Origin of the sequence: Actinocrinis sp., assembly GCF_035650855.1 — a bacterium.
GTDB lineage: Bacteria > Actinomycetota > Actinomycetes > Streptomycetales > Catenulisporaceae > Actinocrinis.
The window spans coordinates 1-23,672 of the sequence record NZ_DASRGV010000166.1 but is presented as its reverse complement, the minus strand read 5'-3'; the positions used below and the strand labels follow the sequence as shown (position 1 = coordinate 23,672).

The window sequence follows — 23,672 nt, the reverse complement described above, 5'->3', positions numbered from 1 at the left end:
GTCGATCCAGCAGATGGGCAACGTCGCCGCAGGCGATGACATCGCGGCCCTGGTCAACTGGAGCCCGGACCACATGACGGCGGACTTCGAGCTGACCGACAACGGCACCTACCTCATCAACTTCGGCATGGTGCTCGGGTCCTACTACTACGACGGCAGCACCGCCGAATTCATCAACGAGCGGCCCGCGTACTGCTATGGCGGGTGTTACAAGACGCTCTCGAACTTCGTGCGGACGAACTTCACCCAAGCCCGCGTCTACCTCAGCGGCTCCACGACGGCCTACCCGTTCACCGCTGAGCCCTACGAGGGCGCGGTTGCGACCAGCGACGGAAACTTCTACGCCCCGCCGTGCAGCACATCAAGCAATCTCCTGATGTACCCGGAGAACGCGTCCGGCGAGAACTTCGATCTGGTGTGGTGCCGCGCCTCTTGATCTCGGATCAGAGACAGCTGGTGTGATCTTTCGTCCTGATTCTCGTGATCCCTCCCATCGCGACTGCGGTGGGAGGGATCTTCGTTGCGGGGCGCTCGTCATGTGCGTGAGGCCGAACCGGTCATGGCGATTGAGGCCAGGTGGGGCGAGCTTCCTCTGCGGATCGGTGCCTACACCACGACGCGGCAGCTACCGCTTGAGCTGATTTCCTCAGTGGCGCTGCATCGTGCGGGTCGGGCGGCAGGTAGTGGTCTGCAGGTGGTGTTCACCGCTACCGTGACCGAGCGGGACGGCGAGCAGGGGCAGCCGTGGACCGACCTCGACGGGCACGAGGTCGCGTGGCGGCTGGCGACGCTCGATGAGGCGGCAGCCGCGTCCTCGCGCGACGAGTTGGCGCGGGTATTCCCGGCGCTGTTGCGCGAATGAGGGGTCTCGGAGACCGGGAACGTGATCCGGGCCTTGATCAACCCGGTGTCCATCGACTACGACCGCCGGTGTCGAGCGCGACCATCGGTTTTTGGTCGCCGACCTGATCAAGGCCCGGATAAGGTAGATCGGGATGCGAAGGCTTGGGCCGCCCGGGCGGGGCCCGCTGGCTGGCGATGTGCCGGGCTGCGGGCGCGCGGGTGATGGCCGGGGCCGGTGCGCTGCCGCGCGGCCGATAGGTGCCGCGAGGGTGCGAGGCGGGCGGATGCGGCGGCGGGCCGGGGGGATCGCCGGGCCAGCACTCGCGTATCAGTGCGTCGAACTCGGCACGTACCAGCTCGTCATCGCCGCAGATCAGGTCGATGAAGGTGTCCGGTGCCCGCGTCGCGCCCCTCATCTCGAGCATCACCTCCCGTCGGGAAGGATCGTCTCAATCTGACTCTGGACACCGGTATAGCGCGTCGTCTTGGAGATGACAAGGGGTGGTGTCGTTGAGGGGATGACGCGGCTGCCTACCGCGTGGAGCGGCCACTAGCCGGCGTCTGGGCGGCGGCGCTCGTGGATGTCCTGGCGCACCGCCGCGGTGTCCCGCTCGACCTGCCGGACCTCGGCGGCCAGAGCCGAGTGCTCGGCGGTGAGGTGCTTGAGGGTTTCGGCGAGCGGGGTGAGCAGATCGGCCGCGTCGTTCTGGCCGAGGGCCGCGCGCAGCCCGGCGAGAGGGGTCTGCGCCGCGTCGGGCAGGTCGCGCAGCGCGCTGATCTGCCCGGCCAGCTGGCGCAGGTCGGCCGCGTTGTCGCGGGCCCAGTGCTGCACCGCGCGGTCTGCGGCGCGCTTGTCACGCTCGGCGGCCACGCGCGCGTCCCCGGTGCTCGCCCCGTCGGCGGTGGAAGGGCGCAGGCGAAGGTAGCGGCGTTCGGCGGCCTGCCGGCTGGCGACTCCGAGCGCCGGCGCGAGCTGAGCCCAGCTGGCTCCGTGGCTGCGGGCGGCGTCGATCAGGTCGGGCTCCCACGCGGCGATCTGAGTGCGCAGCTCGCGCAGCAGCGTCAGGGCGACCAGGAATTGCGCCGAGTTGTTCGGCGGCGCGCCCGCGGTCCGGCTGGCGTGCGCGTGGTGCACGGCCGCGCCGATGCGTTCGAGGGATGCCGCGGCGGCCGTGACCTGCGGCGGCTCGCTGCCGTGACCTGAGTTCTCCATGTCAGCCTTCCGGATGACGTGCCGGGTTGTCATCGTTACGACGACATGCTACAACAATGCCTGTAAGCGCGTCGACACCGTTGCGACGAATCTGGAGGTGTTCACCCATGTTGATGCGCACCGACCCGTTCCGTGAGCTGGACCGGCTCACCTCGCAGCTGTTGGGCACCGCACAGGCCGGCACCTGGTCGCGCCCCAACCCGATGCCGCTGGACGCGTGGCGCGAGGGCGACCAGTTCGTGGTCTGCTTCGACCTCCCCGGCGTGGCCAAGGAGGCCATCGAACTCGACGTCGAGCGCAACGTGCTGACCGTCAAGGCCGAGCGCCGCCCCGCCCACACGACCGAGAACGTGGAGATGCAGCTGTCCGAGCGGCCCCTGGGCGTCTTCTCCCGGCAGCTGTTCCTCGGCGACACCCTCGACGCGGAGCACATCAGCGCCGACTACAACGCCGGCGTGCTGACCCTGCGCATCCCGATCGCGGAGAAGGCCAAGCCCCGCAAGATCGAGATCACCTCCGCCGAGACGGACCGCAGGGAGATCACCGCCTGACCCGCTGCCGCGGGTTTCGGTCCCGCTGATCGGTATCCGGATTCCAGAGCACTCGCCCTTCGCCCGCCCCGAGATCTCGAGGCGGGCGAAGGGCACGGCAGGTGAAAGACAATGATCCCCGCATCGACTCTCCAGTTCGCAGTCAGCAGAGATCCGGACGGCGCCAGAGTCCTGCATGTGCGCGGCGAGGTGGACCTCGCCACCGCTGGGCTGTTGCGCGAACGCCTTCTCGCCGAGTTCACCCGGTACGAGCACCTGGTCGTGGACCTCTCCCGTGCGATGCTCTACGACGGTGCCGCGCTTCGCGCCCTGCACGCCCTTTACCGCGAATCCGTTCGCGCGCGCCGTCAGCCGCCCACGTTGCGCGGCGTACGTCCCCTGCTAGCCAAGGCCCTGAAAGCCACGGGCATGTACAGTCTCTTCCCCCGCCAGGACCACCCTTTCTCGGTGGCGCTAGCGGCTCGTCCCGGCGCGACTCAGCCGACGCCGCTGGCCACCGCCGCATGAGCCGACAGACCGCCGCGTCCGCCGGTGGGAGGCGGGGTCGGCCGGCGGGCGCGGTTACAGGTCGTTTCCGGCGTAGGACAGGTTGAAGCTCTTGTTGACCAGCGGGAAGTCGGGGACGATCGCGCCGGTGAGGGCCACTGGGAGCGCCGGCCAGTTGAAGAAGGAGGGGTCTGCGATCTTCACGCGGCCGAGGGTGCCTTCGGGGGCGAACTCGATCCGGTGCACGATGGTGCCGCGCCAGCCCTCTGCGATGCCGATTCCGGAGTGTTCCTGATGATGGGTGGTGACGCGGTCGGGAATGTCGTCGAGGCCCGATGCGGGAATCAGGTCGCAGAGTTGACCCATGCAGTCCACTGATGCCTGAAACTCCTTGGCGCGCATCTGGAAGCGGGCGAGCACGTCGCCATCCGGTTCCAGCACAGGCGCAGGGCGAGGGATGTCGGGCTGCGCCGGATGCTCGTTACGTGCATCAGTGTCCAATCCGCTGGCGCGGGCGACGTAGCCGAGCGTGCCGAGTTCCCGGGCCTGTTGCAGGCTGAGGGGCGCGGTGGCGGTGAACCGGTCACGCACGACGGTGTGGCCTAGGGCGAGGTCGACGAGTTGCGCGACGTCGGCGGCGATCGCGCGTAGGCGTGCCTGGTCCGGGCGGGAGCGTAGGCGGACGCCGCCAGGGACGATGCCGCCGCGCAACAGCCGGTGACCCGTGGTTTCGGCGTTGATCCGCAGCAGCTGTTCGCGGATGCGTCCGGCGTGCGCGTTCAGGATTCCGTGCCCGACGTCGTTGCACAGCGCGCCGAGGTCGGTGACGTGGTTGTAGAGACGTTCGAGTTCGAGCAGGTATGCGCGTGCGGCCTCGATGGGGGCGGCGAGGCTGATGTCTGCGGCGTCCTCGACGGCACGGCAGTACGCCAGGGCGTGGCCGACCGAGGTGTCCCCGCTGATGCGCTCGGCGAGCGGGAGCCCGGCGGCAGCGGTGCGGTGTTCGAAGAGTTTCTCAGTGCCCTTGTGTACATACCAGAGGCGGGCTTTGAGCTTGAGGATGGTCTCGCCGACGACGGAGAAGCGGAAGTGCCCGGGCTCGATCAGCCCGGCGTGCACGGGTCCGACCGGGATCTCGTAGACCCCGGGCCCTTCGACGGCCAGGAACGGGAACGGCGCCGGGTCGGGGTCCAGGGGCGGGCGCGGTCCGGCGTCGGCGCGCATCGGGTGCCAGCCCTCGGGCCAGGCCGGGTGGCGCACCAGGGGCCGGGGGAGCGGATGGCCGACCGGCTGGACGCCGTACTGGTCGCGCATTTCGCGTTCGAAGCGTGAGGCGGGGAAGCTGAGCGCGGCCAGACTGGGCACGACGGGCGCCGCAGGATCGAGCGGCACGGCGAGTTCGACGCGAGAATCCGGGCCCGCTTTCAGGAACAGGTAGACCGCGTGCATCGCCTCGCCGCGCGGGTCCTGCGGACCGCGGTGGGAGACGTGTGCGAGGGCGAGTCGATATCCGCGTTCGAGCAGGGCGGCTGCGCGGCTGGGCAGCTCCTTCGAATCGGTCTGCACGTTGATGCGCGTGCGTCCGGTGGTTTCTCCTTGCGCGAGAAAGTCGAGGCCGGCCATCATCGGCCTCCCTGCGCCGCGAGGCTGAGCAGGGTATTGATCGGCCACGCCGTGACGCCGAGTGCGGCTACCGCGGTCAGGCCGGTGATCAGGGGAGCGCGCGCGGCAAGGCTGAGCCGGGTCGTTGCTGCCGCTTTGGGAGGTTCGCCGGCGGCTGGTGGTTCGTCGTCGCCGAGCAGCATCGAGGCGGTGTGCCGGGCCAAGGCGGCGAAGGCGACCAAGGCGAGTACGAACGCTGCGGCGACTGGAATACCGAGGTGAGCGGCGAATCCCGCGCGTGCGATGCCTAGTTCGGAGGCGAACAGCGAGAACGGCGGCAGGCCGAGCAGGGCGAGGAGCGCGGCGGCCAGGATCCCGGCCAGCGCCGGGCGGCGCGTGGCCAGGGCCCTGATTTGCTCGATCCGGGTCGTGCGTTCGGCCTGCAGCAGGTGGCCGGAGGCGGTGAACGCGACCGTCTTGGCCAGGCCGTGCCCGGCGATGTGCAGCAACAGCGCGGCGAGCGCGAGGCGGGTGCCGATCGCGGCGGCCACCGCGATCAGCCCCATGTGTTCCATGCTGGAGTAGGCGAGCATGCGTTTGTAGTCGCGTTGCGCGAGCAGCAGCAAGGCGGCCAGGGCGAGTGTGGCCAGACCGGCGATCAAGAGCAGGGTTCTGCTGAACGCGGGACCGAGAGCGGCGTCGGCGATCTGCTTGACGCGCAGGATCTGGGTGAAAGCGACGGCGAGCAGCACCCCGGACATCAGCGCACTGACAGGCGCGGGGGCTTGGCTGTGGGCGTCCGGCAGCCAGGCGTGCAGGGGCGCGAGTCCTGCTTTGGCGCCGAAGCCGAGGACCATGAACGCGGTGGCCATGCGGGTGACCGCCGGATCGAGCGCGCGGGCGTGGGCGGTGAGTGCCGCCGGATTCAGGGCGGTGGCCTCGGAAAGTCCCGCGTGGCGCGCGGCGTCGTAGAGCACGACGATGCCGAGCAGGGCCAGGGCGATACCGACCGAGCAGATCACCGTGTACTTCCACGCGGCTTCGAGGGCGGCGCGGGTGTGGTGGTGGCCGACCAGGAACGCGGTCACGATCGTGGTGGCCTCGATCGCGATCCACGCCAGGCCGAGGTTCCCGGCCAGCGTGCCCAGGCACATCGCGGCCAGGAAGCAGGAGACCAGAGCGCCGTAGCGGCGACGGGAGCCGCCTTCGTGGGCAGCGTGCTCGGCGGCGAGGTACGCGGGGGAGGCGGCGCAGGCTAACGTCGCGACAGAGCCGATGACCAGCAGCAGGAACGCCGAGAGAGCGTCGGCGTGCAGCCAGCCGCCCAATGTGGTGAGCGGACCGTTGCGGGCGACGCTGACCGCGACGGCGATCCCGGAGGCGAGGATCACGGCCGCGGCGGCGGTGCCGAGGTGAGCGGTGGCCCGGCGCCATCCGGCCACGGCATAGACCGCGGCCGCGAGCAACGGGGCCGCGATCGGCAGTAGGAGCAGGGCAGTGTCGGCGAATGTGCGGTCCATCAGTCGTGCAGCTCCCGCATCTCGTCCAAATCGCTGCCGCCGAACACGGCACGCATCCGCGCGGTGAGCACCCGCAGGACCAGGACCGCGAGCAGCAGGTCGAAGGAGACCCCGAACTCGACGAGTATCGGCACTCCGGCGGCGGCCAGGAACGCGATCGCGGTGATCCCGTTGTCCAGCAACAGGAACCCGACGATCTGGGAGAGCGCCTTGCGCCGCGTGACCAGGATCAGCAGCCCGATCAGCACCACCGCGAGGCCCACCGGCAGGGCGCGCGCGGCGGTGGTGGCCTCCAGGCGCACCAGCGGCTGGGCGACCGCGTAGGCGAGCAGCACGAGCGCCACGGCGGCCAGCAGCGAGGCGCCGACGTTGATCAGGGGAGCGGACTCGCGGTCCTCGGCGCGTGCGGTCACAGCGCGGCGTACCAGCGCGGGCAGCACCACCGCCCGCAGCAGTCCGACCGCGGCGGCGACCGCGTACAGCTCGGGATGCGATCGATCGGCGCCGAGGATCACCGCGATCGCGGCCAGCGCGGCGCCCTGGACGCTCAGCCACGCGGTCTGTGCTCTCACATCGCGGCGCCAGAGGATCGCGACCGCGGCCAGCAGGAACGCCCCCGCGGCCAGGTCGAGTAGCTGCGCGTGAGCGCTCATCAGGGGCAACTTTCCGCAGGGTGGTCGGGTCAGGCCAGGAAGAAGGAGGCGGTCACGGCGAGCACCGCGAGCAGGAACGAGCCGGCCAGCAGCTCCGGGACGCGGAAGAGGCGCAGCTTGGCCGTGAACACCTCGGCGGCCGCGATCAGCCAGCCGAGCGCCAGCGTCTTGCCCGCGAACACGGCCAGCGCGAGAAGCAGCCGGGCCGGGCCGGCGCCGGTGGCGATGCCCCAAGGCGCGAACAGCGAGCTCCACAGGCCGAGCAGCACGGTCAGCCGCATCGCCGCGCCGAGCTCGATCAGGGCGAGGTCAGGGCCCGAATATTCCAGCACCATCGCCTCGTGCACCATGGTCAGTTCCAGGTGCGTGGCCGGGTTGTCCACTGGCAGCCTGCCGGTCTCCGCCAGCACCACGACGCCGAGGGCGACGGCGGCCAGCAGCGTCGCGGGGGAGGCCAGCCGGGCGCCGTGGCTGAGCGTCGCGGCCACGATCGCGGGCAGGTTCGTCGAGCCGACCTTCGCGGCGAGCGCGAAGACCGCCGTGAGGATCGCCGGCTCCGCGAGCGCGGTGATCGTCATCTCGCGGCTCGCGCCCATCCCGCCGAACGCGGTCGCGGTGTCCAGTCCGGCCAGCGCGAGCGCGGCGGTGGCCAGGGTCAGCAGCGCCACCACGGCGATCAGGTCCGCGGCCGCACCCAGCCCGGTGCGGGTGGAGATGAGCGGGATGGCGGCGGCGGCGACCCCGCAGCAGGCAACGCCGAGCAGCGGCGCGAGCCGGAAAGCCGCGCCGGTTCCCTCAGGGTGCTGCGGCGCTTTGCGCAGCAGCTTCAACAGATCGCGCCACGGCTGCAGGAATCCGCCCCCGACGCGGCCCTCCATCAGGGCACGTAGCTGGCGCATGGCACCGACCAGCAGCGGCGCGCCGAGCAGCACGAGCAGCACCTGGAGGAGCGAGACGAGGAGGGCGGCGGTCACTGGGCGGCCGCCAGCACGATCAGGAGGATGACGACGCTGCCGAAGCCGTAGCCGAGATAGCGGTGCACGCTGCCGTCGGCCAGCACTCGCGCCGCGCGTCCGGCGCGGCGCACCGTGTGCAGCACAGGGTTGTAGAGACGGTGCTCCACCCGATCCGGGACAGCTCGGCTGTAGGCGATGCGCTCGACAAGGTATGCGGACTCGGCGTGCGGGGTGACATCGATGTCTGATTCTGGGGCGAGTACGTCGTCGAATACGCGCTGCAGCGGTTCGGCGAACGAGGTCGCGGTGTATTCCATGCGCGCCGTGAGCGGCGGGGCGCCGCAGTCCCACAGCGGCACCGGCGCCCCGCGCCGCCCTCGACCGGAGACCAGGGTCAATCCCGCGCGCAGGAGCAGCACGGCGCCGAGCGTGAGCGCCACGACCAGCAGCGGGGAGAGCGTCGAGCCCAGCGCGGTCAACTGCCGTGTCGCGCCGAGCGTAAGGGACGTGCCCGGCCCGTGCAGTGCGGCAGCGGTGGCGCGCACAAGAGCTGGTGCTGTCGCGCCGGGCACCACCGCCAGCGCGACGCATGCTGCCGCTGCCACGCCCATTCCCGCGCGCATCGTCCCGGAGACCTCGTGGGCGTGCCCGGCCGCAGTACTGCGTGCTTTGGCGAGAAATCCGGTACCCAGAGCCTTGACGAAGGTGGCCACGGCCAGGCCGGCGGACAGCGCGATGGCGCCGACCGCGACCGGCAACACCACCACGACGACTATGCCGGGCACCGCGAGCCCGTGGATGAGGGACTGCAGCAGCAGCCACTCGGAAGGGAACCCGGCGCCCCCGGGCAGCGCCGCCGCGCCGAGCGCACCGAGTGTGAAAAGCGCCGTGGTCGCCGGCATCCGGGTGCGCAGGCCGCCGAGCTCGTCCAGGTCGCGGGTGCCGGTGGCGTGCAGCACGGACCCGGCGGACAGGAACAGCAGCGTCTTGAATCCGGCGTGGGTGGCGGTGTGCAGAAGTGCGGCGGTCAGCGCCGCGGCCGCGAGCACCGGGTGTCCCGAGTCTTCGAACACCCCGGCCGCGCCGACGCCCATCAGGATCAGGCCCAGGTTCTCGACCGTCGAGTACGCCAGCAGGCGCTTGAAGTCGTTCGCCACGGCGGCCTGCACGATCCCGTACACCGCCGAGAGCGCGCCCAGGACGAGAGTGGTCAGCCACCACCAGCGCGAGCCGCCACCCAGCAGATCGAGTCCGAACCGGATCAGCCCGTAAGCACCCAGATTCACCATCGCCGCACTCATCAGCGCCGAGACCGGACTGGGCGCCTCCGGGTGCGCCCGCGGCAGCCATGCGTGCAGCGGCGCCATGCCCGCCTTTGACCCGAACCCGAGCAGAAGCAGCACGAACACTCCGCCGCGCACCGCCGGCGACACCCCGGCCGCAGCGAGACGCAGACCGGCGAAGGTCTCGGTGTGCGCGGTGGCAGACAGCCACACGAGTCCGATCAGGATCGTGACAAGCCCGAGGTGTGTCATCACCGCGTACCAAACGCCGGCGTCACGCACCCGCCCGTCCGCCGGATTGCCGGATACCACCAGCAGCAGCGAGCCGATCGCCATCAACTCCCAGGCCACCAGCAGCGTGGACACGCTCGCCGCGGCGGGCACCAGCAGCAGGCTGAACGCGAACAGCGGCCACAACGCCTGCGCGAGCCGGCCGCGAGCCGGACCGGCGGCATAGCCGATCCCGTAGATGGAGGCGGCCACGACAACCGCGCCGGTGACTGCGAGGAAGACCCCTGACAACGCGTCCACCTGGAGCGAGATCCCGGCCAGCGGCAGCAGATCAGGCATCCGCGCCGAGAACACGTGCCCGGCGAGCGCCGCACCACCGGCGAACAGCCCGGCAGCCCCCAACAGTGCACTGAGAACCCCGACTATCTGAACCCTGATGCGCGCCGGGCTGAACAGCGCGGCCCCCGCAGCCGTGCCGGACAAACCCGCCGCCGTAGCCAAGGCGGTGCCGACCACGTTCACGCTCACCGGCCGGTCACCCGACGCAGCGCTGCCACAATCTGATCCGGGGCAGGCGGACAGCCCGGCACCGAGAGGTCCACCGGCACCACGTCGCCGACCGCGCCTTCGACGCCATACCCGCCCGCGAACTCACCGCAGTCGATCGCGCAGTCTCCGACCGCGATCACCACCCGCGGCTCGGCCGCCGCGGCGTAGGTGCGCCGCAGCGGTTCGGCCATGTTCCGCGTCACCGGACCGGTCACCAACAGCACATCCGCGTGCCGCGGCGACGCGACGATCCGCGCCCCGTAGCGCTCCGCGTCGTACACGGGACCGAACGCCTGCCCGATCTCGATCTCGCAGCCGTTGCACGAACCCGCGTCCACGCACCGCACCTGCGCCGAACCGCGCAGCGCCTTAACGCGGCGCGCCAGGTCTGGCGGTGCCGGCTCGGGAGACAGGGCCGAATCGGGAGACAAGCCTGGCTCGGGACGCGGTGGCGCCGGCTCGGCGACCCGCCCCGTAGCGGCGATCTTGCGCAACAGGCTGAGCACAACAGTTCCCACTCATGGCTTGAGACGAGGACGAACACAACAAGACCCGCGCTTGCGCTGCCCGGTGGGACGGGACGGGAGAAACGCAGCAGAACCAGGTCCGCGGCGGGGTCAGGTACGGATCATTCGGCGTCCGTCTCCTGCAGCGCGGCCAGCAGCTCGCGCTTGTCCACCAGCAGCTCGGTCAGGATCCGGCGCGCGGCCAGCATCAGCTCGGAGACGTCGGCCCCGGCCAGCGCGTAGACCACCGTGGAGCCCTCACGGGTCGCCGTGACGATCCCGTAGCGGCGTAGCACCGCCAACTGCTGGGACAGATTGGAGGCCTCGACGTTGACCTCGGCGAGCAGGTCGCGCACCGGCTTCGGCCCCTCGCACAGCAGCTCGAGCACGCGGATACGCACCGGATGCCCCAGCACCCGGAAGAACTCTGCCTTCGCCTCGTACAGCGGCACCGGCACAGCGCTCACGTCCCGTCCTCGTTGGTCGGTCCAGGGTGGTCTGCGGCGTCCCGGTCGAGACGCTGGAGACCTGTCGCGGTCATCATCTAATGAAAATGAAGAAATCTTCAACTCGGCAACGGCGGTCCTGGTCGGCGCAGTGGCGCTCCGTGAAAACTGATCAAACGCCGTTATCGTCGAAGGACGTGGTGGGGCGCGGGTGCGGTGGCCGTTCGGCGCCGCGGCTGGTCCCGGAGGGAGGCGGCGTGGACGTTGCGCGCGGGCACGTCGGCTTGCGGCGCGGGGCAGCCGGGGCTCGTTCCGGGAGCTGGCGGTGAAGCCAGCCGATCTGGACGTGGTGCTGCTGGTCGGTGCCGTGGTGGTGATCGCGGCGATCGGGGTCGCCCGTTGCGGTTGCGGGAGCTGGCGGTGAGGCCGGCGGATCTGGACGTGGTGCTGCTGGTCGGCGCCATCGTGGTGATCGCGGCGATCGGGGCCGCGCGGCTCGCGCACGGCGTCGGGCTGCCGGGTCTGCTGGTCTTTCTCGGTCTTGGGCTGCTGCTGGGCGAGTCGGGCATCGGGATCCGGTTTGACGACGCCGCGACGGCTGAGGCGCTCGGGCTCAGCGCGCTGGTGCTGATCCTGGCCGAGGGCGGTCTGACCACCAACGTGCGGCTCGCGCGCGCCGGAGCCCCGGCCGCACTGGCGCTGGCCACCGTCGGGGTGGTGGTCACGAGCGTCATCGTCGCCGCGGCCGGGCACTGGTTGCTGGGCATGGCGTGGCGGCAAGCGCTGCTGCTCGGCGCGGTGCTGGCGCCGACGGACGCCGCGGCGGTCTTCTCCGTGCTGCGCAAGCTGCCGCTGCCGCCCGCGGTGGCGGGCATCTTGGAAGGCGAATCAGGCCTCAACGATCCGCCCTCCGTGCTCGCGGTCACGCTGCTGAGCGCCAGCGGAGCCCACGCCCCGTCGGGTCTGCTGGTCGTCGGCGAGGTGGTGTACGCGCTGGTGGCGGGCGCGGCGATCGGTATATTGGTGGGGCTGCTCGGCGCGGCCGGGTTACGCAGGGTCGCCCTGCCCGCCTCGGGTCTGTACCCCATCGCGGTGCTCTCGCTCGTGGTGACCGCGTATGCGGCGGCGTCGTTGGCGCGGGCGAGCGGCTTCTTGGCGGCGTACGTGTCCGCGCTGGTGCTCGGCAACCTCCGGTTGCCGCACCGCACGGCGACGCGCGGGTTCGCCGAAGGAGTGGCCTGGCTGGCACAGATCGGGCTGTTCGTGATGCTCGGGCTGCTGGCCTCGCCGTCGCAGCTGCCCTCGCGGATCTGGCCGGCGCTGGTCATCGGTCTCGTGCTCACACTGCTCGCGCGCCCAGCGGCCGTCCTGGTGTCCACTGCGGCATTCCGGCTGCGCTGGCGCCAGCAGGCTTTCCTTGCGTACGCGGGGCTGCGCGGCGCGGTGCCGATCGTGCTGGCGACCATTCCGATGAACAATGCGGTGCCGGGCGCGGCCGTCCTGTTCAACCTGGTGTTCCTGATCGTCGGCGGCTTCACCCTGGTGCAGGGACCGACGCTGCCGTGGGCGGCGCGGCACTTGGGGGTGCTGTCCGCCGTCGAGCCGCGCGAGCTGGACGTGGACGCGGCTCCGCTCGAAGACCTGCAAGCGGACCTGCTGCAGGTGCGCATCCCGGACGACTCGCGGCTGCACGGAGTGGAGCTGTTCGAGCTGCGGCTGCCGAAACAGGCCAGCCTGGCGCTGATCGTGCGCGACGGCCACGGATTCGTGCCCGACCCGACGACGCGGCTTCAGCACGGCGACAAGCTGCTGATCGTGGCGTCGGCGAGCGTGCGCCGACAAACCGAACGCAGGCTGCGCGCGGTCAGCAGAGCCGGAAAACTCGCTCGCTGGTTCGGCGAGGAAGGCCTCTGATAACACCGCCGGTTCCGGGGGCGGACAGTACGTCCATTGCCGCGTCGGTAGCCCGAACTCCTGCCACATAGCCTGCGCGATTTGCCCTTTCGTGCAGGTCAGGGCCGTGGAGGATGGAACTGGGTTCCGAAACGCTACCGGGAGGGGCGCGGCGTCATGGAGATCTCGCAGGTGCTGGGCGAGCGGGCCCGGTGGGACATGTACCTGCCCGTGTTCGCGAATCTGCTGCGGCCGTCGACCTCGGCGGATCCGGTCATCGAGATATCCCTCGCGGACGGTGACGCGATCAACCAGAGCATCACCGCGTTTCGCAACAGCAGCGACGGCGAGACGCTCAAGTCCTGGGGCGACCAGATCATCACCCTGATCTTCGACGGGTACTCCGATTGGGCCGGCTACTACGCCTCGCAGCCGGAGTGGGTGCTGACCAACCTCGCCCAGTCTCTGGAGGACGCGAGCCAGCAGATCGCGCTGCTCGAGCATCTCCAGCACATCGCGGACGCCGTCCCCGAGACCCGCGACGAGGCTCTGACCTGGTTCAAGACTGACATCGACCGGTGGCTGCCGCAATGGCAGTACAACGCGAACACGCAGTTGGCGGGGGCGCAGGGACCGCTGGCCGAGGGCGAGGAGCGGGTTGAAGCATATCGGAACACTGATAACTGGAGCTACAGCCGGACGCCGGGCACCTTCTACTACCGGTTCCTCGAGCGCGACGGCAGATACGTCTACGTATACAACGACCGCGAGGACGCCCCCGACGACGAGTGGCACGAGATGTACCACTGGGACAGCGAGGCGGAGCGGCTGGCGCTGGCCAACGGGGACCTGTGCGCCAACGGGTGGCCTGAGGAGTGGAGCGGCTGGTACATCGTGCCCGTCCCCTCTGAGTATCAGTCCTTGTACGAAGGCGCTTGGGTCTACGGCAAGGGCACCGGCGGTCCGTGGATGACCGAAGCGCAGGCCGAGCGGAAGACCGCGCAAGCGGCGCGGCTGGCGGAGCAGGAAGCGCCGGTCGACGCGGCGCTCGACCCGGCTGGCTCGCTGACGGACTTCGCCCAAGACATACAGGCCGTCATCGCCCAGTTCACGGAGCGGTTCATGGCGAAGCTGCCGCCAGAGATGGCCGGAAACCCGACGGCGAGGTCGATCGTCGAGCAGGGGGCCCGGAAGCAGGCGTCGAAGATATTCGCGGCACGCGCGGCGCACGAGGAGAGGTGATTTCGCACCGTGAAACGAGACCGGGACCTAGAAGGCGATCGCGAAGAGGTCGAGGTCCAAGAGGCGCAGCGACGCAAGTCCGAAGACGGCCGCCAGCCCGGGACCCAGGGGCGTAGCGGTCCGGCCGCGACCGGCCTGGAGGATTCTCAGATCGAGGAGCCGTACGGCAGTCAGCTTTCCGATTCCCAGACGGACCTGATCGCCGACGAGCTGGACCGGGCCATGCCGCTGCTCATACAAGAGCTGCAGGACGTCGCGGAGCAGTACGCCGTTGTTCTCGAACGCGAGGACCCGATGGCGATCGAGGCCGTGCTCGGCACGCCGGAAAGCTTCGAGCCCGTCACGACGCAGGCGACTTCTGTGCCGGACCTGCTCGAGGAGCCGCCGCGGGACGTCGTCGTCACCGACGCGCCCGTCCCGGAGACGAACGAGGAGAAGTCCGGCGAGGCGGCCGCGGCGGAAGCGGACGAGGTGACCGAAGTCGCGGTCGACGACGACACGTCCGCGTACCTCGGGCAGGAGGCCGAGTCGGTCTTCGACGAGGCGGTCCGGGCGGTGCTCGACGGGCTGGTCGCGAAGGCCAAGGCAACCTCCGATGAGTTCGCGCAGTACCCGTCGCGCCTGCTGCGACTGGAGATCGAGGACAACCCACGTGTCAGCGCCCTGATCAACCAGGTGCGAGACGAGGCGCTGGATGGGCTGCGGGCCGAGATCTGGAGCCTGCTTCAGCAGGAAGAGATGGTGGAGTCGTGATCACGAGGTCGCGGGCGGCAGGCGGCGGCGCCGCGGGGTGGCAAGAGGGGGCCGATCATGCCTAAGGTGCTCAATGCGGCGGGTAGGAAGGCGGCTGCGGCGTATGCCGTGACCTTCCTCGCGAATTACGACGCCGCGCTGCTGGCGCTGGCGATCAAGAGCCTGACGCGTGGCGTGGGAAGCAAGGCCGGCTCGGCCACCGGCTTCAAGCTGTCCGGTCGGGTCAACACCTCGTTCGCGGAGGTGAAGCGTGGGTGTAAGAGCGCGGAGGTGAAGCTCCATCCGCATAAGGACGTTTACAGCGAGATGGGCGGATCTGACGCGATCACCAGCGTTCCGCAGGCGCTCGTGGACATCAAGGCCTTCTTCCCGGGCGAGAAGTTCATATCCGGGCATGTCCTGAACGCCGAATTCGGCGGAGTGGGTTCGAATCCCGCCAACCAGACGGTCCTCACCTCCGGGGCCAACAGCCAGCACCACTTCGACGAGCACGTCAAGTCGGCCTGGATCTACATGACCAGGGCGTGGGAGGAGATGTACCGGTTCGCCGGCGACGCGACCACCAAGTCGTATATGGAAGACCTACGGAAAAGCTGGGCGATACACATCCAGGCCACGGTCGACGACAGCTCGTGGTACCCCGCTTTGAAGGCTAACCCGGCGATCACGACACCTTACCCGTTGGACTGCGTCACCACGCAGGTCACGTTCACCGCTGCCGAGGTGAACGGTCCGTCGGAGGAAGACATCGCAAGGGCGCTCAAGATCGATCCCGACAAGCTGGGCGACGTGGCAAGGTATCTGTCGGCGTTTCGCGAGCACATGAGCCAGGCCACCAAGTTCGTGGTGAAGCAGGCGCCGCCGGCTTCGCTCGCCGGCCGCTCGGCCGTTTCAGCGGACATGACCGACGGCAGCGGCAAGACCACGACGAAGAGTTCGAACGCCTGGCAGAAGACGCTCAAGGTGCCGAAGGGGAAGAAGAAGGGGGCCGCGGCGCCGAAGCCGGCGGTGAAGACCGTCCAGTCCTACTTCACGCTCGCGGACGGCAGTGAGATCGCTCTGCTCGACGGAGACAACGAGATCGGCCCCGAGACCGTGGGCTACCCGTGGTCAGTCACCGACACGGACCTCAAATCAGACGCCGTATTCTGCGTATTCACCGACACGGCCAGCGGAAAGGCCCTGATCTCGCTTGAGCCGAAGGTGAAGACCAAGGTCACGGTGGGCGGCGCGGCGCTCACGACAACCGGGATGACCCTGAGTCCTGGTGATGTAGTGCGCGTACCGGACAGCAAGGCGCCGAACACCGATCACTGCTATGACCTGACCTTCGGGCAGAGATGACCGCAGCGGCCGTCCACTCGAGTGGACAGGCTGCGCCACCGGACGCCCGCAGGATGGCGTTCGACGTCCAGCGGCACGACCGCGCCCTGGCCTTGCGCGCTCGCTCGACGGCCAGGGCGGGGCCGTTCCTGTGCCGGTTCAGCCGGCGCCTGCCGGACGCCTTCGCGAACTTCGCGATCCCCGACGACGGCGCCGAGCCGACCGCGGCCGATATCCGGGCTCTGCTGCGCGCCTTCGAGCAGCGCGGCCGCACCGCGCGGCTGGAGTTCCTGGCAGGCTGCGCGCCGAAGGCGGAGCGTGCCCTGGTCGACGCAGGGTTCACGGTGGAGCGCCGGGGTGTGGTCATGGCGTGTACTGCGCCCTGGCTCACAGCACCCTGGCTCACTGCGCCCCAGCCGCTGCCGGGGCTCGTCTTGGCCGAGCCGTCCTGCGACGCGGACCTGGAGGAATTCGCGCGCGTCCAGCACTACGCATTCGGCCAGCCGGGCGAGGCAGGACCGGAGGCGGTAGAGCGGCTGGTCCAGGTGCGTACGAGGGGCGCACTCGTCATGCTCGCCCGACATCAGGGCCGAATCGTTGGCGGCGGGGTCTGCATGCCGCCGGTCAACAGTGTCGGCGAGCTCGACGGAGTGGCTGTAGCGGAGGATGCGCGCCGCAGGGGCATTGGGACTGCGATAAGCGCGCGCCTGACCGGTCTCGCGTTCCGCGACGGCTATCACCTGGTGTGGCTGGAACCCGTCGGCCCAGAGGCACGGCAGGTATATCGCGGCATCGGATACCGCCCGATCGCCGAGAGGCTTCGGCTCGGCGCACCGTCCGCATCGGCTCCCTCTTCGGACGCAGAGGTTTCAATCTGATAATCGTCTCCGATATCCGTGTAGGCGCGGCGTCACAACGGGTACGAGCCCGGTGAGCCGTTGATCGGAGTCTGATTCACTGGATGGACACCTCGTCTTCCGGTACCGGCAGCGCCGGGCACGAACAGCTGCGCCGCCTGCGTCTACGCAGCGGGCTGAGTCAGCAGGAACTCGCTGAGCGAGCGGGAATCAGCGTGCGCACGTTGCGCAACCTCGAACGCGGCGGAGTGGAGCGCCCACATGCCGCGTCCGTGGGCCGCCTCGCCGAAGCCCTCGGCGTCAACGCCAACGATCTCACCGCCCTGTTGGGACACGTGGCCGTCGCCGCTCAGCCCCGGGGTGACTCGTCCTCGGCGCGAACTGGCTCGCTCTCACAGCCGCCCGGCGCGGATAGCGCAGATACGCAAGGACAGGTGCAGGGCCGACTGCGCATCGGCGTGCTGGGCCCTCTCCTGGTACACCGGGGCTCCGTGCCGGTCGAGTTGTCTTCAGCCACGCAACGCAATCTGCTGAGTCTCCTCGCGGTTCAGCCGCGTCAGACAGTCGGCACCGGGCAGATCATCGAAGCGCTATGGGAGCACGACCCTCCCCGCACCAGCCTCCAGCTCATCCACTCACACGTCGCGCAGCTGCGCCGGCTGCTCGAACCCGAGCGGGGCGCGCGCTCGCCCGGCCGGGTGCTGCGGCACGTCCCCGGCGGCTACCGGCTCGAACTCGAACCGGAGCAGCTGGACCTGTGGTGGTTCCAGGAGCTGGCTGCGCGCGCCAGGCAGGCCTGGTCCACCGGCGCCGCGGAGTCCGCGTCCCAGCTTTTCCGCGAAGCGTCGGCGTACTGGCGCGGCCCCGTGCTCGCAGACGCGGACGCCCGGCTGCGCCTGCACCCCGCCATGGTGGCGATCGCCCGGCAGCGCATCGCGGTGCTCACGGAGTGGGCCGACGTCGCGATAAGCCTGGCCCGGTTCGACCTCGTGCTCGCCCCGCTGCAGACCTTGTGCGCCGAGGAACCGCTGCACGAGGGGCTGGCTGCCCGGCTCATGCTCGCCCTGGCGGGCGACGGCCAGCAGGCCGCGGCGCTGGCTCTTTACGGCACCGTTCGCCGCTTGCTCGACGACCAGTTGGGAGTCACGCCCGGCGCCGAACTGCAAGCCGCGCAGCTGCGCGTCTTGCGCGGAAAGCTGCCCGTGGCCACGCGACCGACCTTGGGCGCGGACCGTTCCGCACGCCCCGCCGCGTCGCAGCCCACTGACGCTGAGAACCCGGATCCGGATCCGGGCCATCGCGCCGCGCCGCCCGCGCAGCTGCCGACCGACATCCAGGGCTTCACCGGCCGGGCCGCGGGTCTCAGTTCGCTCGATTACCTGCTGCCCGCCGAAGAAGCCGAGGCGCCTCACGGCTGGCTGGCGATGATCGCCGGCATGGGCGGGGTCGGGAAGACCGCGCTGGCGGTGCACTGGGCGCACCGTAACTCGGGCCGCTTCCCAGACGGTCAGCTCTACGTGAATCTGCGCGGGCACAGCGCGGAGGGCCCGCTGCGCCCCTTGGACGCGCTGGCCGGGTTCCTGCTCTCCTTCGGCGTCCCAGCCGACCGCATACCGGCGGACGAGACCCAGGCCGCCGCCATGTACCGCAGCCAGTTGTCCGGTAAACGTGTGCTGATCGTCTTGGACAACGCGACCAGCGCCGAGCAGGTGCGCCCGCTGCTGCCGGCCGGCCCGGGTGTCGCGGTCATCGTCACCAGCCGTGAAGTTCTCACCGGCCTCATCGCGCGGGAAGGGGCCCGGCTGCTGTCCCTGGACGCGCTCGCCTCGGCCGAATCCACGGCGCTGCTGACGCGCATGCTCGGCACCGCGCGAGCCGAGGCCGAACCCGAGGCGGTCGCCGCTCTCGCGTGGTTGTGCGCGAATCTACCGCTGGCGCTACGCATCGCCGCGGCCAACCTAGCGACCCGCCCGCGTTACCGCATCGCCGACTACGCAGCGAGGTTGGCCACAGGGGATCGGTTGACGGCGTTGGCGATCGACGGCGACGCGGACACCGCCGTGCGCGCCACCTTCGAGCTGTCCTGCGCCGCGCTGCCCGTGGCCGAGCGGCGGCTCTTCCGGCTGCTGGGGCTCGTCGCCGTCCCGGACTTCACCGGGGCTTCGGCTGCCGCGCTGGCCGGCGTCCCGGTGGCGGAGGCCGACCGCCTGCTGGGTCGGCTGGTCGGCCATCATCTCGTCGAAGAGCACCTGCCCGGCCGGTACACGCTGCACGATCTTTTGCGCCTCTACGCAGCCGAACTGGCCGACCGCGAGGAGGAGGCCGACGGCCGCCGCGCCGCGACCACACGGATCGCCGACTATTACCGCGCCCGCGTCTCCGGCGCCGCGCTGCTGCTCTACCCGCATGTGCTGCTGCCGCCGGGCCTTGAGCCCGCCGCGCTCGCAGCCACGACCGGCAGACAACCGACGGACGCCGCCGCCGCGCTCGCCTGGCTGGAGACCGAGCGGCCCAACATCGTCGCGATGGTGGTGCATCTCGCCGAGCACGGCGACCAGCGCGGCGCCTGGGAACTCGCGGTCCTGATAAACGGCTACTTCGCCTCGTGCGCCAACGCCGTGGACTGGCGGGTCGTCAGCGAGGTGGCGCTGACGGCCGCACGGGCGCTGGGTGATCCGGTCGCGCAGGCCGCCGCCGAACTGCACCTCGGGATGGCCGAGAACGCGCGCTGCCGCTTCGAAGAGGCGGCCGGGCGCTATTCGCGCTCGGTGGAACTGGCCGAGTCGGCCGGATGGACGCAGTGCCACGCCGTCGCCCTCAACAACCTCGCCGGGGTCTACTGGGCCGCGGCCCGGATCGAGCAGACCATCGAGCGGCTGACCGAAGCGCTGGCGCTGCACCGGCTCGCGGGCCGCCGCGTCGGCGAAGCCGTCACCCTCGCGAACCTGGCCGTCGCATACCTCGAGCGCCGCCACGACGAACCCGACGCACTGAGCCGCGCCCGGACCCTGGCCGACGCGCGCGGCCTGCTGGAGGCGGCGCTCGCCCTGCACCGCGAGACCGGCGACAGCCGCAACGAGGCCGACACGCTGCGCGTCCTGGCCGAGGTAGAGCGCGACGCCGGCGAACTGCTCAGCGCCGCCGAAAACGCCCAGCGGGCCCTCACGCTGGCGCACGCCAGCGAGGACGCGCGGTTCCGGGCCGGCGCGCTCTCGGCGCTGGCCACGATCCGGATCCGGCTCGGCGACGGCCCGGCCGGCCTCGCCCTGCACCGCGAGGCGGCGGATCTGGCCCGTACGATCGGAGATCCGCGGGTGCGCGCGGCGATGCATCTCGACCAGGCCGCCTCGCACGTGTGCCTCGGCCAGCCGCACGACGCGTTCATCGAGGTCCAGGACGCGCTCGCGATCGGCCGGCAGATCGGCTCGCGCCTCGTCGAGCGCAAGGCCCGACGGCTGCTGGACCTCATCGAGGTCCGCCCACCGCCGGGCCCGGCCGCGGACGCGGATCAGATGAGCCCCTCGCGGATCGCGTAGGCGATCGCGTGCGCGCGGTTGCGCAGCTGGTAGCGCACGACGATATCGTGCAGCACGCTGGTGACGGTCCGCTTCGAATAGGCGAGCTTCGCGGCGATCTCCTCGGTGTCGAACCCCTCCGCGGCGAGCTTGAGCACGTCCCGCTCTCGGCCGGACAGGCCGGTGAAGGCGAGCCCGCGCGGTTGCAGCACGTGCTGCTGGAGCCGGGTGACCTGCTTGAGCATCCGGCTGAGCAGGTCCGAGGGCAGCACCGCCTCGTTCGCCGCGGCCTTGCGCACCGCCTCGCCGAGCCACGAGGCCGTGGCCTCGCGCCGCCACAGCACGGAACAGACCCCTGATTCGACGACGGCCAGCAGATCCTCGTCGCTCAGGGCGGTCACCACCAGGATCACCTGGGCCTGGGTGCGCGCGCGGGTCGTGCGCACCAGGTCCAGGACGTGCTGGTCCGGGCCGTCGGCCGCGAAGACCGCGACGGCGGCGCTCGGGCCCGCCTTCCCGTCGACGAGCGCGAACTCGGACCCGCTGCGCAGGGCGGTCGTCAGACCGGCGCGGACGATCGGGTCTTCGGCATACAGGTATACCGGGATACGGCTGTCCATCTTCTCTCCCCTTGGTGAGCCTCCGGGCCCGCCCTCCCTGCGGATCGCTGCCCGGAGTGCTGATCATTCGTCTATCGCGCGCGGTGGCGTGCGCCCCACCGTTCGGCGACTGCGTTTCTCGCCGGTCCCACCGTGCGCATACGACGCTATGACGCAGTATCAGCGCACGAACTGTACCGGATCTGTGCCGCGATTCCGCAGGTCGAGGCGGTGCAGCGGCAAGAACCGGCAAGAACGGCGCGCCGCGGTCTGCGTGGTTTTCTGCGTTCTTCCGCCTTGGGCGGGCCCAGGCGGGTCCGTAACGTCTGATCAGGAGTCGTATCTGCGGGGGAAAGGGGACGGCATGCTCGGCGAGGCTGACAGGACCCTGAGCAGATGGCTTGGCGCCGTTCTGCCCGAGGGGGTCGCGGTGCGGTCGGGGCCTGCGGACGTCCGCCGGGGTGATCAGGCTGCTGATGAACCCTTCGTCGGCGTCTTCCTCCACCGCGTCCTGCGGGAAGGCCCGGCGCGCCAGTCGAGCTGGGTTGACGTACGCGACGAGCGGGGCGTGGTGATCGGCCGGCAGGCGCCGCTGCAGCACTTCCGGCTCGTCTACCTGATCACCGCCTGGGCCGGGCCCGCGGGCGATCCAGGCGGCCGGGACGGCGTGCGACCGGAAGCCGGCGTCTCACGCTCGGAAGGCGATCTGCTCGGCGCGGTGCTCAACGCCTGCGCGGTGTGCGAAAACGTGCCGCCCGAACACGTCGAGGGCTCGCTCGCGCGGTCCGGGGCGCCGGTCATCGTGCTGTGCGCGCCGGGAGAGCCTGCGGTCGCTGAACCGCCGTGGGCCGGCTGGGAGATCAGCCCACGGACATACCTGCGGCTCGACCTGCTCGCCGCGCTGCTGCCGCCGATGTCCGTCGAGGTGGCGCCGCCTGCCCGCGAGATCGCGCTGGAGGTGGAGCGCGGTCCCGCACCGAGCGCTGCGGGCCGCGGCATCGGGCGGCGGTCTGATGCCGCCGGATCGAGTGGATGGGAGCGGCGCAGAGTCACTGAGCGGTCTGCCCCCGTCGCGCGCAGTTCCCAAGAACCCTGATTCACGGCTCAGCGCGCCGGTTGACCCGCCACCGACGGTAGGTCAACCGGCGCGCACCGACGTGTTCGTCGTGAGGAACTGAGCGCTGCCGGACTTCACCGTCACCGGATCGGGCACCGGGCCAGCGGGCGTGGTCTGGGTGGCCGGCGTGACGACGGTGAAGGTGGCCGTGAACGAACCGCCCTTGATCAGAATCGGCGCTCCGTTGCGTGTCCGCTGCGTGGTGTTCGCGGGCGTGAGCGTCAGCGTCAGCGTCCCGGTGCCGGCGTTTGTGAAGGATCCGGACGTGTACGCGAGCGCCCCTCTCAGCTGGGCGGGAAGCTCGTCGCCGACGAGGCACGCCTTCATCCCGCAGACCGTGAGCGTCGCGCTCGAGCCCTCCAGCGGCGCCGGGCCTTGGAGGGCGGGAACCACGGCGGGCGGCGGGATGGTGACCTGCACCTGATCGCCGGTCCTGATGATGAAGTCACCCATCGGTTTCCCTCCCGGCTGAACATCTCGCGGCGGCGCGGCGGCGCCTCGCGGCGTTCACTGAATCCCGAACAGTTCGAGCTCGCTCACGGCCACGTCCGGCGAGCCGCTGCCCTGATAGATCGCGGTGACCTGCACCTGCACGCTCGTGATCAGGACCGCGTGCTGCAGATCGAAGGTCTGCGGCTTCGAGGTGTCCTGCGGTGTGATGGTGAAGGATTCGTGGTCCGAGAAGACCAGGCGCAGCGAGCTCGGTCGGCCGTGCGCGACGTAGGCGTCGCTCGCGCCCGAATGCAGTATCAGCTTTTTGAGCGTCACCGGGTGGCTGAAGGCCAGGACGAGCTGCGGCGCGGGAGAGGCGACCCAGGGAGCGAGCCAATAGGTGTTCGTCAGTTCGTCCGCGGCCGACAGCGGAGCGTGCCCTGAAGCCTGGGCACTGGCGTCCACGTGGACCGCGTGGATCGGCACGAGCGTCTGGTCTGCCACATTGAGGATTCTCTGCTTGATCGCCACGACGCGGTGGTTGACGGCGATCCGCAGCGGCGGATAGGCACCGTAGAGCACGCCTGCCACGAGTACGCATACGGCGACTACCGTGCGTACCTTGCGATAGATCCGCAGAATCAGGGGTTTGAGTCCGCGGTCGTGGACGTGCGGGTTGGAGGCGGACCGGCCGGAGCCCTTCGTGAGCGGAACGACCTTCGGGCCGCGGCGCAGCGTGAACCTGCGCTGCCACGGCGGTTCGACGCGTGCGGCCTCGACGAGCGAGCTCCCGCAACGCGCGCAGAATTTGCGCGTCGGGACGTTGCCCTCGCCGCAGGTACTGCAGACGAGGTCGCCCGGCTTGAGGCTGTGCGTCGGCTTGGTCTTGGTCACGGCGGTGACGCGCGGACGGACCGGTTGCGGCGGCTGTTCGCGGACCGAATCCGTGGGGGAGCGCAGCGGGAGTGGCGGCTGGGGCGGTGAAGACGGCGAAGGCGGCGGAGGCGGGGGAGGGGTTGGCGCAGGTGGTGGAGGCGTCGCGCTGCCGGAATTGGTCAGGCGTCCGGGCGGCGGAGGAGGAGGTGGTGGGGGCGTCGCGTTG

23 protein-coding genes are annotated in these 23,672 nt (G+C 70.4%); 11 read left to right on the top strand and 12 right to left on the bottom strand.

Translation table 11 applies throughout. The annotated features are described in order from the left end of the window. Positions 1 to 436 (top strand): hypothetical protein (locus VFB40_RS12450; protein WP_324850133.1); only part of this gene is annotated, 436 nt, incomplete at its 5' end. A 102-nt stretch (positions 437 to 538) separates the two neighbouring features. Next, positions 539 to 862, top strand: coding sequence for a hypothetical protein (locus VFB40_RS12445; RefSeq protein ID WP_324850131.1), 324 nt, complete (start codon positions 539 to 541; stop codon positions 860 to 862). A gap of 37 nt (positions 863 to 899) precedes the next feature. Here VFB40_RS12445 and VFB40_RS12440 read toward each other — a convergent pair whose 3' ends face one another. Beyond that, complete coding sequence (locus tag VFB40_RS12440; RefSeq protein ID WP_324850129.1) at positions 900 to 1,259, bottom strand: hypothetical protein; 360 nt, start codon at positions 1,257 to 1,259, stop codon at positions 900 to 902. A gap of 134 nt (positions 1,260 to 1,393) precedes the next feature. Next, entirely contained in the window at positions 1,394 to 2,056 is a 663-nt protein-coding gene (locus VFB40_RS12435; protein ID WP_324850127.1) for an HSP18 transcriptional regulator, read from the bottom strand. Between the two features lie 107 nt (positions 2,057 to 2,163). Between VFB40_RS12435 and VFB40_RS12430 the strand changes: the two genes are divergently transcribed. After that, on the top strand, positions 2,164 to 2,607 hold the full coding sequence (locus VFB40_RS12430) for an Hsp20/alpha crystallin family protein (protein ID WP_324850125.1): 444 nt from the start codon (positions 2,164 to 2,166) through the stop codon (positions 2,605 to 2,607). 111 nt (positions 2,608 to 2,718) lie between these two features. Beyond that, positions 2,719 to 3,114, top strand: a complete 396-nt coding sequence (locus tag VFB40_RS12425) for an STAS domain-containing protein (RefSeq protein ID WP_324850123.1) — start codon at positions 2,719 to 2,721, stop codon at positions 3,112 to 3,114. Between the two features lie 54 nt (positions 3,115 to 3,168). On the opposite strand, the gene VFB40_RS12420 is transcribed toward VFB40_RS12425, so the two are convergent. From VFB40_RS12420 to VFB40_RS12390, 7 genes are all read right to left on the bottom strand, one after another. Next, positions 3,169 to 4,716: a hydrogenase large subunit gene (locus tag VFB40_RS12420; protein ID WP_324850121.1), complete on the bottom strand. Its 1,548-nt coding sequence runs from the start codon at positions 4,714 to 4,716 to the stop codon at positions 3,169 to 3,171. Next, positions 4,716 to 6,215, bottom strand: coding sequence for a proton-conducting transporter transmembrane domain-containing protein (locus tag VFB40_RS12415; RefSeq protein WP_324850119.1), 1,500 nt, complete (start codon positions 6,213 to 6,215; stop codon positions 4,716 to 4,718). The genes VFB40_RS12420 and VFB40_RS12415 overlap by 1 nt, the downstream gene beginning before the upstream one ends. Further along, positions 6,215 to 6,868 (bottom strand): hypothetical protein, encoded by a 654-nt coding sequence (locus VFB40_RS12410; RefSeq protein WP_324850117.1) that lies wholly within the window; start codon positions 6,866 to 6,868, stop codon positions 6,215 to 6,217. Before VFB40_RS12410 ends, VFB40_RS12415 begins: the two co-directional genes overlap by 1 nt. Before the next feature lie 29 nt (positions 6,869 to 6,897). Further along, positions 6,898 to 7,842, bottom strand: a complete 945-nt coding sequence (locus VFB40_RS12405; protein WP_324850115.1) for a respiratory chain complex I subunit 1 family protein — start codon at positions 7,840 to 7,842, stop codon at positions 6,898 to 6,900. After that, on the bottom strand, positions 7,839 to 9,866 hold the full coding sequence (locus VFB40_RS12400; RefSeq protein WP_324850113.1) for a proton-conducting transporter transmembrane domain-containing protein: 2,028 nt from the start codon (positions 9,864 to 9,866) through the stop codon (positions 7,839 to 7,841). The genes VFB40_RS12405 and VFB40_RS12400 overlap by 4 nt, the downstream gene beginning before the upstream one ends. After that, a complete protein-coding gene (locus VFB40_RS12395) occupies positions 9,863 to 10,393 on the bottom strand; it encodes an NADH-quinone oxidoreductase subunit B family protein (protein WP_349261452.1) in 531 nt (176 codons plus the stop codon). Before VFB40_RS12395 ends, VFB40_RS12400 begins: the two co-directional genes overlap by 4 nt. Positions 10,394 to 10,515: 122 nt before the next feature. Then, the gene (locus tag VFB40_RS12390) at positions 10,516 to 10,851 is read right to left on the bottom strand and encodes an ArsR/SmtB family transcription factor (protein WP_349260286.1); all 336 of its coding nucleotides are present in this window, start codon (positions 10,849 to 10,851) and stop codon (positions 10,516 to 10,518) included. Between the two features lie 408 nt (positions 10,852 to 11,259). Between VFB40_RS12390 and VFB40_RS12385 the strand changes: the two genes are divergently transcribed. The 6 genes from VFB40_RS12385 to VFB40_RS12360 all read left to right on the top strand — a co-directional run bounded on the left by VFB40_RS12385 (position 11,260) and on the right by VFB40_RS12360 (position 20,443). Then, complete coding sequence (locus VFB40_RS12385; protein WP_324850109.1) at positions 11,260 to 12,753, top strand: potassium/proton antiporter; 1,494 nt, start codon at positions 11,260 to 11,262, stop codon at positions 12,751 to 12,753. Positions 12,754 to 12,909: 156 nt separating this feature from the next. After that, positions 12,910 to 13,974, top strand: coding sequence for a hypothetical protein (locus VFB40_RS12380; RefSeq protein WP_324850107.1), 1,065 nt, complete (start codon positions 12,910 to 12,912; stop codon positions 13,972 to 13,974). A gap of 9 nt (positions 13,975 to 13,983) precedes the next feature. Beyond that, positions 13,984 to 14,727 carry a hypothetical protein gene (locus VFB40_RS12375; RefSeq protein WP_324850105.1) on the top strand — a complete coding sequence of 248 codons (744 nt, stop codon included), beginning with the start codon at positions 13,984 to 13,986 and terminating at the stop codon, positions 14,725 to 14,727. Positions 14,728 to 14,784: 57 nt separating this feature from the next. Further along, complete coding sequence (locus VFB40_RS12370) at positions 14,785 to 16,071, top strand: hypothetical protein (RefSeq protein WP_324850103.1); 1,287 nt, start codon at positions 14,785 to 14,787, stop codon at positions 16,069 to 16,071. A gap of 53 nt (positions 16,072 to 16,124) precedes the next feature. Beyond that, positions 16,125 to 16,928, top strand: coding sequence for a GNAT family N-acetyltransferase (locus tag VFB40_RS12365; protein ID WP_324850101.1), 804 nt, complete (start codon positions 16,125 to 16,127; stop codon positions 16,926 to 16,928). An 83-nt stretch (positions 16,929 to 17,011) separates the two neighbouring features. Next, on the top strand, positions 17,012 to 20,443 hold the full coding sequence (locus tag VFB40_RS12360; RefSeq protein ID WP_324850099.1) for a BTAD domain-containing putative transcriptional regulator: 3,432 nt from the start codon (positions 17,012 to 17,014) through the stop codon (positions 20,441 to 20,443). Here the strand turns inward: VFB40_RS12360 and VFB40_RS12355 are convergent. After that, positions 20,416 to 21,042 carry a helix-turn-helix transcriptional regulator gene (locus VFB40_RS12355; protein ID WP_324850097.1) on the bottom strand — a complete coding sequence of 209 codons (627 nt, stop codon included), beginning with the start codon at positions 21,040 to 21,042 and terminating at the stop codon, positions 20,416 to 20,418. The genes VFB40_RS12360 and VFB40_RS12355 overlap by 28 nt on opposite strands. A gap of 343 nt (positions 21,043 to 21,385) precedes the next feature. On the opposite strand from VFB40_RS12355, the gene VFB40_RS12350 reads away from it, so the two are divergent. After that, positions 21,386 to 22,117 (top strand): Pvc16 family protein, encoded by a 732-nt coding sequence (locus VFB40_RS12350; RefSeq protein ID WP_324850095.1) that lies wholly within the window; start codon positions 21,386 to 21,388, stop codon positions 22,115 to 22,117. 42 nt (positions 22,118 to 22,159) lie between these two features. Here the strand turns inward: VFB40_RS12350 and VFB40_RS12345 are convergent, their stop codons facing one another. Both VFB40_RS12345 and VFB40_RS12340 read right to left on the bottom strand, forming a co-directional pair. Beyond that, positions 22,160 to 22,591, bottom strand: a complete 432-nt coding sequence (locus tag VFB40_RS12345; RefSeq protein WP_324850093.1) for a contractile injection system spike tip protein — start codon at positions 22,589 to 22,591, stop codon at positions 22,160 to 22,162. Positions 22,592 to 22,645: 54 nt separating this feature from the next. Continuing rightward, entirely contained in the window at positions 22,646 to 23,464 is an 819-nt protein-coding gene (locus tag VFB40_RS12340; protein WP_324850091.1) for an NADase-type glycan-binding domain-containing protein, read from the bottom strand. Between the last annotated feature and the right edge of the window lie 208 nt (positions 23,465 to 23,672).